Origin of the sequence: Achromobacter pestifer, assembly GCF_902859625.1 — a bacterium.
Classification (GTDB): Bacteria; Pseudomonadota; Gammaproteobacteria; order Burkholderiales; family Burkholderiaceae_B; genus Achromobacter; species Achromobacter pestifer.
On record NZ_CADIJX010000002.1, the window covers coordinates 738,858 to 752,862 of the forward strand.

Genomic DNA, 14,005 nt, shown 5'->3' on the forward strand with positions numbered 1-14,005 from the left:
ATTTGTCGGAATCCAGCAGGGAATTTCTTCTATTTGCATGATGTAACTTTGGCCTGTCCCCGTTAGTGAAAGGGAAATGACAGATTCGTGCACCGGGGCGGGGCAATCAGACGTCCGGACGCGCGCTTTGATGCGCGGTGCGCGCGCTGGAAAGGTGGGTTGCCGGTACACTTTCGCGCATGGCCAAATCCCGAACCGTATACGTGTGCGCCGACTGTGGCGGCACCACCCCGAAGTGGCAGGGCAAATGCCCGCATTGCAACGCCTGGAACACCCTGGAAGAAACGGTGGAGTCGTCGTCGCCCGCCGCGTCGTCCCATCGCTACGCGCCGCTGGCCTCGGCCAGCCCGGTGCGCAGCCTGTCTGAAATTGAAGCGCGTGAAACGCCGCGCCAACCCACCGGGCTGGACGAATTCGACCGGGTGCTGGGTGGCGGCCTGGTGGCCGGCGCGGTCGTGCTGATTGGTGGCGACCCCGGTATCGGCAAGTCCACGTTGCTGTTGCAGGCCTTGGCGTCGATGTCCCAGACCACCAGCGTCCTGTATGTGACGGGCGAGGAGTCGGCCGAGCAGGTCGCGTTGCGCGCCCGTCGCCTGGACTTGCAGACGGGCAACGTCAACCTGCTGGCGGAAATCCGGCTGGAGGCCATCCAGGCTGCCGTGTCCGAACAGAAGCCGACCGTCGCCGTGATCGATTCGATCCAAACCCTATATAGCGGTGAACTCAGCGCCGCGCCGGGTTCGGTATCGCAGGTGCGTGAATGCGCGGCGCAATTGACGCGACTGGCCAAGCAAACAGGCATTGCCATCGTCATGATCGGCCACGTCACGAAAGACGGCGCGCTGGCGGGCCCGCGCGTGCTGGAGCACATCGTGGATACGGTCCTGTACTTTGAAGGCGACACGCATTCGTCGTTCCGGCTGGTGCGCGCGTTCAAGAACCGTTTCGGCGCGGTCAACGAACTGGGCGTATTCGCCATGACCGACCGGGGTTTGCGCGGCGTGGCCAATCCTTCCGCGCTGTTCCTGTCGCAGCACGAGCAGCAGGTGGCGGGTTCCTGCGTGATGGCCACGCAAGAGGGCACGCGCCCATTGCTGGTTGAAATCCAGGCCTTGGTCGACAGTTCTCACGCGCCCAATCCGCGCCGGCTGACGGTCGGGTTGGAAGGCAACCGCTTGGCCATGCTGTTGGCCGTGCTGCACCGGCACGCCGGTGTCACCACGTTCGACCAGGACGTTTTCGTCAATGCGGTGGGTGGCGTGCGCATCACCGAACCGGCCGCCGACTTGCCGGTGCTGCTGGCCATCATGTCGTCCTTGCGCGACAAGCCGCTGCCGCGCGGCCTGATCGCCTTCGGCGAAGTCGGTCTGGCGGGCGAGATCCGGCCCGCGCCGCGTGGCCAGGAACGCTTGCGCGAGGCGGCCAAGCTGGGCTTTTCCATTGCGCTCATCCCCAAGGCCAACGCGCCGCGCCAGCCTATCGAAGGGCTGGAGATCTGGGCGGTGGACCGGCTGGATGCCGCGCTGGATAAATTGCGTTGATATCGCGGGCTGCCCGTCGCGGCGGGCAGGCGGCCGTTCTTGAATTTCCCTTTCTGATCGCCCATCCTGGACAAGGCCGGGTTTGCTGGAGCAAGTCGTGAGTCTGTTTGTTATCGCCACGTGCCTGGCCGCGGGTGGCCTGATTGGTTTCATGGGCGGCGTGCTGGGCATCGGAGGCGGGCTGATCGCCATTCCCGCATTGGTCCTGTTGATGGGGATGTCGCAGCAATTGGCGCAGGGCACCGCGTTGATCATGGTGCTGCCTGCCATCACGATGGCCGTGCGCAAATACAATCAGCAGACGCGGATCGACAAGCGTGTCGCAGCCGCGGGCGCGGCCGGCGCCGTGGTCTTTACGTGGGTCGGTGCGCGCTTGGCATTGGGCATCGATTCCAGCGTGCTGCGCCAGAGCTTTGCCGTCTTCCTGTTCTTCATCGCCTTGTTCTATGTTTGGCAAACCTGGCGCGCAAGCCGTCCGGCCGAGCGTCGCCCGCAAGCAGACAAGCGCGTGGCGCCAGTCTTCACGCCTCGCCGTGCCAGCGTGCTGGGCATGCTGTGCGGCACGTTGGGCGGCTTCTTCGGTGTGGGTGGGGCCGTGCTGGCGGTGCCGATCATCACCACGATCTTCCGGCTACCGCAAACCACGGCGCAAGCGTTGGCGCTGAGCATGGTGATTCCGGGTTCAACGATTGCACTGATCACTTATGCGTGGGCGGGACAGGCCAGTTGGATGGTGGGTCTGCCGCTTGCCATCGGCAGCCTGCTGTTCGTGCCGATCGGCGTCAGATTGGCGTACAAGCTGCCTGAACGGAAGCTGAGAGCATGCTTCGCGTTGATGCTCTTCGCGACGGTGGCGTTGCTGGCATTTGAGGCATAGCCCACGCATCGTGTGCGTGGCGTGGGGCTTCTTCCCGGCGGGCAGTGCATATTTCCAACCGTTAGCGACCGAAAGTTTGTGGTTCCGGCGTGAACCTTCTGCGGGGGGCGCCTTCAAACGGAGTACGGGGTAAGCGGCGATGTTGCCGCCCCGTGTCGGAAAAGGCTTCGGCCTTGTACATTCAGGAGTTCATGAAATGACGACTCACTCCCGTATTGCTGCGTTCTTGTCCACCTCGGCCTTGTGCCTCGGTCTTGCTGCTGCGCCTTCGGCGTTCGCGGCGGGCGCCGATGCCTCGGCCAAGACGGGCGAAACCAAGACCCAGGCGCAGCACAAGCATCACAAGTCTGATAAAACGTCCGCCAAACAGGGGGGCGCAAAGTCAGGCGCAACATCGAAGATGGACCACTCCGGCAGCACGACGCCGGCGAAGTAAGCAAGGGGCTGTAAAGCCCAACGTAGTTCCTTTGCAGGAAGACTGCCGATCCCGCGGGGCCGGAAAGTCGAAAGCCTCTCGGTATGGGCACCGAGAGGCTTTTTCGTTTCTGAGCCGTGCCGATCGGGCTTATTCCACTGGCGTGATGACCCGGCCCGTGTCGAAGTAGGCTTGCAGGTTTTGCAGCATCAGGTTTTCCATGTCCAGGCGCGTCTCCAGCGTGGCGCTGCCGATGTGCGGCAGGACAACGGCGTTGTCGCTCTGGATCAGGGCTTCCGGCACCTTGGGTTCATGTTCAAACACATCCAGCGCGGCGCAGCCCAGCTTGCCGGCGTCCAATGCTGCGACCAGCGCGGTTTCATCAATGACCGGGCCGCGCGCGATGTTGACGATGATGCCCTTGGGGCCCAGCGCTTCCAGTACCGGCTGGTTCACCAGGTGGCGCGTGCTGGGGCCGCCCACGGTCGCCACGATCAGGAAGTCGGCCCACTTGGCCAGATCCACCAGCGAAGCCTCATAGCCGTAGGCGATGTCGTCGCGCTTGCGGCGATTGTGATAGCGCACATCCATGTCGAACCCCACGCCGCGCTTGGCGATGGCTTCGCCGATGCGGCCCAGGCCCACGATGCCCAGCTTCTTGCCGCTGACCCGTTGGCCCAGCGGAATGCTGCCGTGCACCTGGCCCCATTGGCCGGCGCGCACGAAGCGTTCACCCTGGCCCATGCGGCGGGCGCCCGCGATCAACAGGCCCCAGGCCAGATCCGCCACGCAGTCCGTCAACACGTCCGGTGTGTTGCTGACCTGCACGCCGCGTTTGTGGGCGGCTTCCACATCAATGGTCTCGTAACCCACGCCCCAGCTGCAAATGGCTTTCAGGTCGGGCAGGGCGTTGATGAGCTCGGCGTTGGCGCCGAAGTTGGCCGACGTGACGACCGCGGTGATGCCCTTGCCGTGTTCAGCCAATGCGGCTTTGCGGTCAGGGAATTTCCACAGCTCGACAACGTCATAGCGGTCGGCAAGGTTCTTGTTGGCGGAGGGGGAGCCGGCCAGCGAGCCGACCTGGATGATGCGTTGCTTAGTGGTCATGTTGTCGTACGGGTGGGTGGCGAAAACGGTCATGCTACTTGATCCAGCCTTGAAATCCGCTGAGGGGATGCCCGCAGGCATCCCCTCAGCAGTTCCTGCGGGCTTATTCCAACTGGATGTTGGCCTTCTGGATGACGTCTTTCCAACGCTTGACTTCGCCTTGCTGGAATTCCGTGAACTGCTGCGGCGTATTGGCCACGACTTCAAAGCCCAGGCCTTGCAGCGTCTGTTCAGTCTTCGGATCGCGCAAAGCGGTTTGCAGGGCTTTGGACAATTGCTGCACCACTGCGGGCGGGGTGCCCTTGGGCACGGCGAAACCCTGCCAGGAATACACCACCATGTCCTTGATGCCGGCTTCGGCCAAGGTGGGCACGTTGGGCAGGTCCGCCGCGCGCGTATCGCCGGTGATGGCCAGCGCCTTGAGCTTGCCCGCCTTGATATGGTTCTGCACCGCGCCCAGGTTCTGGAACGACACGTTGACCTGGCCGCCGATCAAGTCCGCGATGGCGGCGCCGCCGCCTTTGTAGGGCACGTCCACGCCGGTGCTGTCGGTGCGCTGGCGGAACAGCACGGCGGACAGGTGGTCGGACGAACCGGTGCCTGACGAGGCGTACGACACGCTGCCTGGATTCTTCTTCGCATAGGCGACCAGTTCCGCGACGGTGGTGACGGGAAAGGAGGTGGCGGCGACCAGCACGTTGGGGTTGCGCACGGCCTGCGTCAAGTACGTGAAATCCTTGCTGGGGTTGTAGTTCAGGTTCTTGTACAGCGCTTCGTTGATGGCGAACGTGCCGATCGAACCCACCATCATGGTGTAGCCATCGGGCGTGCTGCGAGCCAGGGCTTGCGCGCCGATGGCACTGTTGGCGCCCGGCTTGTTCTCGACCACGAAGGTCTGGCCCAGCAGCTTGGATAGCGCCGGGGTGACGGAGCGTGCGGTGATATCGGATGAGCCGCCGGGTACGAAGGGCACGATCATGGTGACCGGCTTGTCGGGATAGCCGGCGGCCTGGACCGCCGGCCCGCCAAGCAGGACGGCACCCGCCGCGATGGCGCAGATCAGTTTATTCATGTTGTCTCCTGGTGCGCGTGATAATGAAAAGCCCGCCGCTCACGCTTTTCGCACGGGCCTGGATCTGCGCCGGGTCAGTCGACCTTGGCGCCTGATGTTTTCACGACTTCGGCCCACTTCACGGTTTCTTGCGCCATGAATTGCTTGAACTGGGCGGGAGTGTTGCCTGATGGCGTGGCACCCTGCGCCTGCAATTGCGCACGCACGGGTTCTTGTTGCAAGGCGGTCGCCACGTCGCGCTGGATTTTGTCGACGATGGCGGATGGCGTGCCAGCGGGTGCCAGCAGGCCGAACCAGCTGGACGCCTCGTAGCCCTTCACGCCGGCCTCGGCCATCGTTGGCACATCGGGCAAGGCGGGCGAACGCGAGGGGGTGGTGACCGCCAGCGGCCGCAGCTTGCCGCCCTTGATGTAGCCCATGGAAGACGGCAGGTTGTCGAAGATGAGGTCGGCGGAGCCGCCCATCACGTCGGTCAGCGCGGGGCTGCTGCCCTTGTACGGCACATGTGTCATGCGCGTGCCCGTCATGCTTTGGAAGAGCTCGCCCGAGAGATGCGTGGAGGTGCCGTTGCCCGTGGACGCCATGTTGACGCTGTCCGGGTTGGCCTTCAGGTACTTGATCAGATCGGCCACGGTGCGGATGCCGTGCTTGTCGGCGAACTTGGGATTCAATTCAAGCACGTTCGGCACCGGGATGACGAGCGTCACGGGCACGAAGTCCTTGACCGGGTCATAGGGCAGCTTGGCGTAGACGGACTGGTTGATGGCATGGGTGCTCACGGTGCCCATCAGCAAGGTGTAGCCATCGGCGGGCGCGCGCGCGGCTTCGGCACTGCCGACGTTTCCGCCTGCGCCTGCCTTGTTGTCCACCACCACGGACTTGTTCCAGCTCTTGCCCAATTCGGCGGCCACGACGCGGGCGGCGATGTCTGCCGTGCCGCCTGCGGGGAAGGGCACGATGATCTTCACATCACGATCGGGGTAATCGGCGGCGGACGCTGCGGCCGGCAGCATCAAGGCCGTGGCCGCCAAACAGGCGGCGGTGAACAAGCGGCGATGCACGGGGGGTGCTTGCATGGAACGTGTCTCCTCGGTGTGCGCGTGGCCGCGCATCGTTTGTGGGGAATTCACCCCTGGCGTCGCCCGAGGTTTGAAGCGCGCCAGGCGCATGCCGCACCCTGCGTTTTGCTGCCGTTCTACTTGTCAAACAAATATAAGTATTGAGAATATACTTGTCAACCAAGTATACTTTTTTCAGCTTACTCATCTGACAACTGGATCTGCCAGGAGCCCGTCCATGAAAACTTCCCCGGTGTCCGCCCAGGACTTGCAACGTTCCGTCATTGCCGTGCCGCCGCTGGCGCGACACGACGATCTGTCCTTGAACGAAGCGGCCAACAAGGCACTGCTGGGGCATCTGGAAGCCGGCGGCGTGCGCAACGTCATGTATGGCGGCAACGCCAACTTCTACAACGTGGGCGTCAGCGAGTACGCGCGCATCGTGGACATGCTGGCGGGCCTGGCGGGTTCGGACACATGGATCCTGCCGTCGGTGGGGCCGGATTACGGCAAGATGATGGATCAGGCGGCGATTCTGCGTTCGCGCCCGTTCCCCACGGCGATGCTGCTTCCGATGTCGTTTCCGTACACGGATGCCGGGCTGGCCGATGGCGTGCGGCGCTTTACCGATGCCTTGGGCAAACCCGCCGTGATCTACATCAAGTCAGCCGACTATCTGTCGCCGGAAACGGCCGCACGCCTGATCGAGGAAGGCCGCATCGTGGCATTCAAATATGCCGTGGTGCGGGAGCGTCCGGAGAAGGACGCCTATCTGTCTTCATTTTTGCAATCGGTGGACGCGCGCTGGGTCGTCAGCGGCATTGGCGAACGCCCGGCCATCGTCCACTATCGCGACTTTGGGCTGAAGAGCTTCACGTCCGGCTCGGTCTGCGTGGCGCCGCGCGGATCGATGCGCCTGCTGCACCTGCTGCGCGAAGGCCGCTACGACGAGGCCGAAGCCGTGCGTCAGCACTATCTGGGGCTGGAAGACTGCCGCGACGGCATCAGCCCCATTCGCGTGCTGCATGACGCCGTGACCCTGTCGGGCGTGGCGAACATGGGGCCGATGCTGCCGCTTCTGACCGGTATTTCCAGCGCCGAACGTGACCGCGTGGCGCCCGTGGCGCGCGCGTTGGCGGCCTGGGACAAGGAAGCCGTGGCGGCCTGACCGTCTGCGCAATGGCCGCATGCTGCCCGTTGAATCGCCTGTTGGCAGTACGATGGGCGCTGTTCCCGCAACGGTGAACGGGCCTAAGCATTCAGGAGGTTTCGTGGCCAGATCCAAAGCACCAACGTCATCCGAGCCACAGGCGCCCGTCGAGTCCGATGCGGCCGGTTCGCCCGTGCTTGAACGCGGGCACCGGGTGCGGCTGGCGGATCAAGTCTACGGACAGATTTTTGAACAGATCGTGTCCGGCGGATTGAACGTAGGCGACAAGCTGCCTTCCGAAAACGAGATCTCGGAACGCTTTGGCGTGTCGCGGCCAGTTGTCCGCGAAGCGCTGCTGCGTCTGCGCGCCGATGGCTTGATCACCGCGCATCAGGGCTTGGGCACCTTCGTCAGCCACCAGCCCGCGCCAAGGTTGAAGACCTTCAACGATGTGCAGAACGTCAGTGCCTATCTGCGCGCGCAAGAAGTGCGTGTGGCGCTGGAAGGCGACGCGGCACGCTTGGCCGCGTTGCGGCGCACGGACGAACAGCTGAAGAAGATCGCTGATGCGCACGCGGCGTTTGCCGATAGCCTGACGCACGGCCAGGTCTCGCCCGAGGCCGACCTGGCCTTTCATGCCAGCATTGCCGAAGCCAGCGGCAACGATTTCTATCTGGGCGTGCTGGAGAGCATCCACGAATCCATCAACGGCTTCATGCGGCTGACCTTGAGCCTGACGCGGACGGGTTCCCGGCAACGCGCCCAGCGCGTCGTGGACGAGCACGCCACCATCCTGGACGCCATCCGCGAGCAAGATAGCGAGCGCGCCCGCGTCGCCATGCAGTTCCATCTGGGGCAGGCGCGGCATCGCCTGGTGGACCGCGAGCGGGACTGACGGCCGCGCCTGACATCTGCGTCCGTGATCCGCCGCTGAGCCCGCCACCACACATCAACGACCAACGGAGACTACGAGTGCAAGGGAATGGAGCAATAGCCAAGGGCGTGCCGGTAGAGCAGGTTCGCGAGCAGATTTTGCAGGTGCTGCAAGCCTGGGGCATGGATGAGGACCTGGCGCACACCACGGCGGGCCTGATGGCGCAGACGGATATGCTGGGGATTGATTCCCATGGCATTTCGATGCTGCCGTCTTACGAGGAAAAGTGGCGTGCCGGCTCATTGCGACTGGATGCGCGGGCGCGAGTCTTGCGCGACAGTGGCGCCAGCGCCTTGATCGACGGCATGGGCGGTCTGGGCTACCCGGTGGCGTCGCAAGCCATGCATCTGGCGGTCGACAAGGCCCTGGAACACGGTGTGGGCGCCGTGTCCGTCTGCAACTCCCATCACTTTGGCGCGGCCGGCGTCTATGCGCGCATCGCGGTGCAGCGCGGCGTGGTCGGGTTGGTCACCAGCAGCGCCAACGGCGTCATCATGGTGCCCACGCGCGGCGCCATGCCCATGTTGGGCACCAATCCCATCGCGTTCGGTGCGCCCGCGGCGCACAACGAACCCTTTGTGCTGGACATGGCGACGACCACGGTCGCGGCCAACAAGGTCAAGGTCTACGATTTTCTCGACAAGCCGTTGCCTCCGGGCTGGGCGGTGGACGGGCAGGGAGCGGCGGTCACGGACGCCGATGCCGCCATGCAGTTCATCTTCAAGCGGCCGGAAGGCGGGCTGACGCCGTTGGGCGGCACCTCCGCAATGAGCAGCCACAAGGGCTACGGCCTGGCGATGATGGCGCAGATCCTGGGCGGCACGCTCAGTGGCAGTGCCTTCGCCGCGCGCCGCGCGCCGACGCGCCGTCCGGGCGAGCCCGATGATGTGGGGCATTTCTTCCTGGCGCTGAATCCCGATGCATTCCGCGCTGCGGGTTCTTTTGAATCCGATATGGACGACATGATCGATGCCCTGCACGACACGCCGCCCGCCAATCCCGAAGAGCCCGTGCTGGTGGCTGGCGAACCGGAAGCGGCGGAACGCGCACGACGCTTGCGCCAGGGCATCCCGATTTCCGCCGCCCTGGCCGAACGCCTGCGCGGCATCTGCGAGCGCGCTGGCACGCCGTATTTGCTGGACGATATGTGAATCGTCCCGCTTCGTCGTACCGAATACAGCGATAACCACAGACCCGGACACCGGGCGCCATACCTACAAAAACCATGAGGAGACAACCATGCAACAGAACAAACTCCGGGCGCACAGACGCCTTGCCATCCTGGCTGCCGCGGCGATCGGGGCGCTGACCCTGCTGCCTGGCGGCGCGATGGCGCAGGCCGGAGCCTGGCCCGCGAAACCCGTGAAGCTGGTGGTGCCGTTCCCGGCTGGTGGCAGCACGGATTCCGTGGGCCGGCTGTTGGCGGCCGAACTTTCCAAGGAACTGGGCCAAAGCGTCATCGTTGAAAACAAGGGCGGGGCGAACGGCAACATCGGCTCGGACGTCGTGGCCAAGGCCGAGCCGGACGGCTACACCTTGCTGCTGTCTGGCGTTGGGTCCAACGCCATCAGCTATGCGGTCTACCAGAACATGCCGTATCGCAACAGCGACTTCGCGCATATCTCGTTGCTGGCGACGGGCCCGAACGTGCTGGTTGCCAATATGGAGTTTCCTGGCAAGACGTTTGCGGACTTCATCCGGCTGGCGCGCGAGAATCCGGGCAAATACACGCATGCCAGCTCGGGCAGCGGCTCGTCGGGCCATTTGGCCATGGAGATGTTGAAGCAGGATGCCAAGATCGATCTGGTGCATGTGCCATACAAGGGCGGCGCGGCCGCGATCACCGACATGATCGGTGGGCGTGTCTCGGTGATGTTCCTGAATCAGGACACGCTGCTGCCGCAGGTGACCTCCGGCAAGCTGCGTGCGTTGGCCGTGGCCAGCGCCAAGCGCAACCCCGCTTACCCTGATACGCCAACGGTGGCGGAATCCGGCTACCCCGGTTTCTCGGCGGAGTCGTGGTTCGGTTTGTCCGCACCCGCGAAGACGCCGCCCGCCGTGATTCAGCGCCTGAACCAAGCCACGGTGAAGGCGCTGGCTTCGCCCGACATCCGGCAAAAGCTTGAGAGCGTGGGCTTCGTGGTGGTGGGGGATGATCCGAAATCATTCTCGGCATTTGTCGACAACGAAATCACGAAGTGGGGCAAGGCCGCCAAGGCGTCCGGCGCCCGCATGGACTAACTCTATTTTCTGCAAAACGAAGGCGGCAATGAACTCACCCTTACCTAACCGTTTCCGGCAACGCATCCTGGCCCGTGAACGCCTGATCGGATTCTGGATGTGCATGTCCAGCCACATCACGGCCGAGCTTGTCGGGCTGGCCGACTTCGACTGGCTGCTTCTGGATGGCGAACACTCGCCCAATGAAGTGCCGATGTTCCTGCAACAGCTGCAAGCGTTGCAGGGCAGCGGCAGCGCCGCCGTCGGGCGTCCGTCATGGAATGACCCGGTGCAGATCAAGCGTCTGCTGGACATCGGGTTCTATAACTTGCTGATCCCGTTCATCGAGTCCGAGGCCGACGCGCGCCTGGCCGTCGCGGCCACGCGCTATCCGCCGCAGGGCATCCGTGGCGTGGCGGGCGCGCAGCGCAGCAACCGCTATGGCACGGTGCCCGACTATCTACAGACCATCAACGACAACATCTGCGTGCTGTTGCAGATCGAAAGTCGGCCGGGCATCGATGCGGTCGATGAGATCGCGTCGGTCGAAGGCGTGGATGGCGTCTTTATCGGCCCCTCCGATTTGGCCGCGGCATTGGGCCATATCGGCAACCCGGGCCACCCGGAAGTGCAAGAGGCCATTCGCCACCTGCACCAGCGGGTCACGGCGCAGGGCAAGGCCGTGGGCATCCTGGCGCCCGTGCACGCGGACGCGCGCCGTTACCTGGACATGGGCATGCACTTCGTCGCGGTGGGGACGGACTTGGGTGTGTTCAAGCAGGCGACGTTCGCGCTGCGCGATGCTTTCCCAACCTGAAATGCCTGCGTGAAAAAAAGCCCCGCGATGGTGGTCGGCGGGGCTTTTTGTTGGCTTACGCTTCCAGCGCCAGCAGTTCGCTGACGGTCTGGCGGCGGCGGATCAAGCGGGCTTCGCCCTGGTCCAGCAGCACCTCGGGAGCCAGCGGCCGGCTGTTGTAGTTCGAGGACATCGACGACCCGTAGGCGCCCGCATTGTGAAAGACCATGAAGTCGCCGATGCGCGGTTGCGGCAGCAACTGGTCCGACATGACGCCGCCTTCGTCCTGCGTGAACACGTCGCCCGATTCACATAGCGGGCCGGCGACCGCGATGCGCGTTTCCGGCACGCCTTGGGGTTGGCTGCCATCGGGCGCATGCACCGAGATGCGGTGATAGCTGCCATACATGGCCGGCCGCATCAGGTCATTGAAGCCTGCGTCCACCAGCGCGAAGTCGCGTTCGGGGCGACGGTTGATCGAATGCACTTCCGACACCAGTACGCCGGCTTCGGCGATCAGGAAGCGGCCGGGTTCGATCTCCAGCCGGACGGCATGGCCCAGGAATTGTTCAACGCGCTTGCGGGCGGCGTCCCATTGTTCAAAGTAATGGTCGCAATCGATGCGCGGTTCGCCGTCGCGGTAGGGGATGGACAGGCCGCCGCCGGCCGAGATGGCTTCGATGTCATGGTCCAGCGAACGCACGACGTCGACCATGGCGTCGCACACGCTGGACAGGTGGCCGTAATCGACGCCCGAACCGATGTGCATGTGGATGCCCACCAGCTTCAGGCCGTGGCGGCGCACGATGGACACGGCTTCGGCCACGTCATCGATCCAGATGCCATGCTTGCTTTGCGGGCCGCCCGTATTGGTCTTGTTGCTATGGCCGTGGCCAAAGCCGGGGTTGATGCGCAGCCAGACGCGATGCCCGCGCGAGGCCTGGCCCACGCGGTCCAGCATGTCCAGGGAGCCGGCGTTGACGGTGATGCCGTGCTTGAGCACCGTGGCCAGCGTGGCGTGGTCGATCAGGTCGGCGGTGAAGACCATGCCTTCGGGCTCGCCTTGCGGCTCGAAGCCAGCGGCCAGGCTGCGTTCGATCTCACCCAGCGACACGGCGTCGACCACCGCGCCTTCCTCGCGCATCAGGCGCAGGATGTGCAGGTTGGAGCAGGCTTTCTGCGCATAGCGGATAGTGTCGAAGCGGCGCAGTTGCGCGATGCGTTCGCGGATGACGGCGGCGTCGTATACCCACAGCGGCGTGCCGTGCTGGGTGGCGAGTTGGGTGAGTTGGCGGGGATCGAATGCCATGACGGGCGGACCTTGATGGGGAATGGAAACCAGGCGGCATGATGCCTGTTTCAAGGCATCCAGTAAAATGCCTAAAGTTCAAAGATCCATTCATTCTTGATATGGAGTGATCCATGCTGACGCATCGGCATATCGAAGTGTTCCGGGCGGTGATGATTGCCGGTAGCGTGACCCGGGCGGCCGAGTTGCTGGGCTCGTCGCAGCCAACGGTCAGCCGTGAGCTGGCGCGGATGGAGCAGGGCATCGGGTTTGCGTTGTTTGAACGTGTGCATGGACGGCTGCGGCCCACCATGCCGGCCCTGGCGCTTTACGATGAAATCAGGCAGTCCTATGTTGGCCTGGAGCGGGTGGCGTCCGCCGCCGCCCGATTGCGGGCCTTTCGGGGTGGCCAGCTATCGGTGATTGCCTTGCCGGCGTTTTCGCATTCCATCCTGCCTGATGCTTTCCGGCGCTTCCACGATCGGCATCCCGGGGTCAGTCTGTCGGTTGAAGCCCAGGAATCGCCGTTCCTGGAGGAATGGCTGACCGCGCAGCGCTATGACTTGGGCTTGACCGAACACGACGCGGCGCCGGCCGGCACGCGCGTGCAGTTGCTATTGCAAGTGGATGAGGTATGCGTATTGCCTGACGGTCATCCGTTGCTGGCGAAGCCGACGATTGATCTGCCTGATTTCGAGGGGGAGGCCTTTGTCAGTCTGTCATCCAGTGATCCTTATCGGATCCAGATCGACGAGGCTTTCGCTGAAGCGGGCGTGTTGCGGCGCGCGATCGTTGAAACGCCGACAGCGGTGTCCGTGTGCACGTTTGTACGCCAGGGGCTGGGTCTGGCCATCGTGAACCCGCTGACGGCATTGGATTTTTCAGGCCGTGGCCTGCATATCCGTCCGCTGGGCCAGTCGTTTCCCTTCCGCGTCAACCTGGTTTTTCCGGAACATCGTCCGGCGAACCCGCTGGTGGACGCATTCACGGCGTCTCTGGTCGAGGCGGCCACGGCCATCAAGGACAGGCTGGCGTCCAGCATGGCGCAATAGGGCGGGCACGAGGCTACGGAGGGCGGGGGAACGGGGGGGCGAAACAGAGGGCAAGCGACGGCGCGGCGTGCCACTGGCCGCATACCGATCAGGCAACAAAAAAGGATGCCCAGGGGCATCCTTCTTCATTTGCCGTATTCATGACGCCCCAAAAAAGATGGGGCGGCAGAATCTTAGGCCAGCGCCTTGATAGCGGCAGCCAGGCGGCTCTTGTGGCGAGCAGCCTTGTTCTTGTGGATGATGTTCTTGTCAGCCACGCGATCGATCACGCTCGAGGCCTTCTGGAACACGTCGCCAGCCGCAGCTTTGTCGCCAGCGGCGATGGATTGGCGAACGCGCTTGATGGCGGTGCGCAGCATCGAGCGCAGGCTGGAATTGTGCTTGTTGCGCTCAACGGATTGGCGAGCGCGCTTGCGGGCTTGGGCGGTATTGGCCATGTTGCTATGTAAGTTGAATTCGGCAAAGTCGAACATTGTAGCAAGTCCCTATGGGATT

Annotated in this window: 14 protein-coding genes; 9 read left to right on the forward strand and 5 right to left on the reverse strand. The window is 63.8% G+C overall.

The genetic code is table 11. The features are described 5' to 3' along the window. Positions 1-179: 179 nt before the first annotated feature. The 3 genes from radA (at position 180) to HV753_RS10185 (ending at position 2,854) form a co-directional block, all read left to right on the forward strand. Positions 180-1,541: a DNA repair protein RadA gene (gene radA, locus HV753_RS10175; RefSeq protein WP_175174327.1), complete on the forward strand. Its 1,362-nt coding sequence runs from the start codon at positions 180-182 to the stop codon at positions 1,539-1,541. A gap of 97 nt (positions 1,542-1,638) precedes the next feature. Beyond that, on the forward strand, positions 1,639-2,418 hold the full coding sequence (locus HV753_RS10180; RefSeq protein ID WP_175174328.1) for a sulfite exporter TauE/SafE family protein: 780 nt from the start codon (positions 1,639-1,641) through the stop codon (positions 2,416-2,418). A gap of 196 nt (positions 2,419-2,614) precedes the next feature. Beyond that, on the forward strand, positions 2,615-2,854 hold the full coding sequence (locus tag HV753_RS10185) for a hypothetical protein (protein WP_175174329.1): 240 nt from the start codon (positions 2,615-2,617) through the stop codon (positions 2,852-2,854). Between the two features lie 129 nt (positions 2,855-2,983). On the opposite strand, the gene HV753_RS10190 is transcribed toward HV753_RS10185, so the two are convergent. The 3 genes from HV753_RS10190 to HV753_RS10200 form a co-directional block, all read right to left on the reverse strand. Beyond that, positions 2,984-3,940: a 2-hydroxyacid dehydrogenase gene (locus HV753_RS10190; protein WP_175174655.1), complete on the reverse strand. Its 957-nt coding sequence runs from the start codon at positions 3,938-3,940 to the stop codon at positions 2,984-2,986. A gap of 103 nt (positions 3,941-4,043) precedes the next feature. Beyond that, the gene (locus HV753_RS10195) at positions 4,044-5,012 is read right to left on the reverse strand and encodes a Bug family tripartite tricarboxylate transporter substrate binding protein (RefSeq protein ID WP_175174330.1); all 969 of its coding nucleotides are present in this window, start codon (positions 5,010-5,012) and stop codon (positions 4,044-4,046) included. 74 nt (positions 5,013-5,086) lie between these two features. Continuing rightward, complete coding sequence (locus tag HV753_RS10200) at positions 5,087-6,088, reverse strand: Bug family tripartite tricarboxylate transporter substrate binding protein (RefSeq protein ID WP_175174331.1); 1,002 nt, start codon at positions 6,086-6,088, stop codon at positions 5,087-5,089. Positions 6,089-6,308: 220 nt separating this feature from the next. Here HV753_RS10200 and HV753_RS10205 point away from each other — a divergent pair, with 220 nt between their 5' ends. The 5 genes from HV753_RS10205 (at position 6,309) to garL (ending at position 11,191) form a co-directional block, all read left to right on the forward strand. Then, positions 6,309-7,238: a dihydrodipicolinate synthase family protein gene (locus tag HV753_RS10205; RefSeq protein ID WP_175174332.1), complete on the forward strand. Its 930-nt coding sequence runs from the start codon at positions 6,309-6,311 to the stop codon at positions 7,236-7,238. 103 nt (positions 7,239-7,341) lie between these two features. Continuing rightward, positions 7,342-8,115 (forward strand): FadR/GntR family transcriptional regulator, encoded by a 774-nt coding sequence (locus HV753_RS10210; RefSeq protein WP_175174333.1) that lies wholly within the window; start codon positions 7,342-7,344, stop codon positions 8,113-8,115. A 77-nt stretch (positions 8,116-8,192) separates the two neighbouring features. Continuing rightward, on the forward strand, positions 8,193-9,305 hold the full coding sequence (locus tag HV753_RS10215) for an Ldh family oxidoreductase (RefSeq protein WP_175174334.1): 1,113 nt from the start codon (positions 8,193-8,195) through the stop codon (positions 9,303-9,305). A gap of 88 nt (positions 9,306-9,393) precedes the next feature. After that, positions 9,394-10,395 carry a Bug family tripartite tricarboxylate transporter substrate binding protein gene (locus HV753_RS10220; protein WP_175174335.1) on the forward strand — a complete coding sequence of 334 codons (1,002 nt, stop codon included), beginning with the start codon at positions 9,394-9,396 and terminating at the stop codon, positions 10,393-10,395. Positions 10,396-10,423: 28 nt separating this feature from the next. After that, positions 10,424-11,191, forward strand: coding sequence for a 2-dehydro-3-deoxyglucarate aldolase (gene garL, locus HV753_RS10225; protein WP_175174336.1), 768 nt, complete (start codon positions 10,424-10,426; stop codon positions 11,189-11,191). 55 nt (positions 11,192-11,246) lie between these two features. Here the strand turns inward: garL and lysA are convergent, their stop codons facing one another. Beyond that, complete coding sequence (lysA, locus tag HV753_RS10230) at positions 11,247-12,479, reverse strand: diaminopimelate decarboxylase (protein WP_175174337.1); 1,233 nt, start codon at positions 12,477-12,479, stop codon at positions 11,247-11,249. Positions 12,480-12,592: 113 nt separating this feature from the next. Here lysA and HV753_RS10235 point away from each other — a divergent pair, with 113 nt between their 5' ends. Further along, entirely contained in the window at positions 12,593-13,510 is a 918-nt protein-coding gene (locus HV753_RS10235; RefSeq protein ID WP_175174338.1) for a LysR family transcriptional regulator, read from the forward strand. A gap of 173 nt (positions 13,511-13,683) precedes the next feature. Here the strand turns inward: HV753_RS10235 and rpsT are convergent, their stop codons facing one another. Then, a complete protein-coding gene (gene rpsT / locus HV753_RS10240; RefSeq protein WP_025135824.1) occupies positions 13,684-13,947 on the reverse strand; it encodes a 30S ribosomal protein S20 in 264 nt (87 codons plus the stop codon). Between the last annotated feature and the right edge of the window lie 58 nt (positions 13,948-14,005).

Coding starts and splice junctions, on each gene's coding strand:
- radA (WP_175174327.1), top strand. CDS start 180: ATGGCCAAATCCCGAACCGTATACGTGTGCGCCGACTGTGGCGGCACC.
- HV753_RS10185 (WP_175174329.1), top strand. CDS start 2,615: ATGACGACTCACTCCCGTATTGCTGCGTTCTTGTCCACCTCGGCCTTG.
- HV753_RS10190 (WP_175174655.1), bottom strand. CDS start 3,940: ATGACCACTAAGCAACGCATCATCCAGGTCGGCTCGCTGGCCGGCTCC.
- HV753_RS10195 (WP_175174330.1), bottom strand. CDS start 5,012: ATGAATAAACTGATCTGCGCCATCGCGGCGGGTGCCGTCCTGCTTGGC.
- HV753_RS10200 (WP_175174331.1), bottom strand. CDS start 6,088: ATGCAAGCACCCCCCGTGCATCGCCGCTTGTTCACCGCCGCCTGTTTG.
- HV753_RS10205 (WP_175174332.1), top strand. CDS start 6,309: ATGAAAACTTCCCCGGTGTCCGCCCAGGACTTGCAACGTTCCGTCATT.
- HV753_RS10220 (WP_175174335.1), top strand. CDS start 9,394: ATGCAACAGAACAAACTCCGGGCGCACAGACGCCTTGCCATCCTGGCT.
- garL (WP_175174336.1), top strand. CDS start 10,424: ATGAACTCACCCTTACCTAACCGTTTCCGGCAACGCATCCTGGCCCGT.
- lysA (WP_175174337.1), bottom strand. CDS start 12,479: ATGGCATTCGATCCCCGCCAACTCACCCAACTCGCCACCCAGCACGGC.
- HV753_RS10235 (WP_175174338.1), top strand. CDS start 12,593: ATGCTGACGCATCGGCATATCGAAGTGTTCCGGGCGGTGATGATTGCC.
- rpsT (WP_025135824.1), bottom strand. CDS start 13,947: ATGGCCAATACCGCCCAAGCCCGCAAGCGCGCTCGCCAATCCGTTGAG.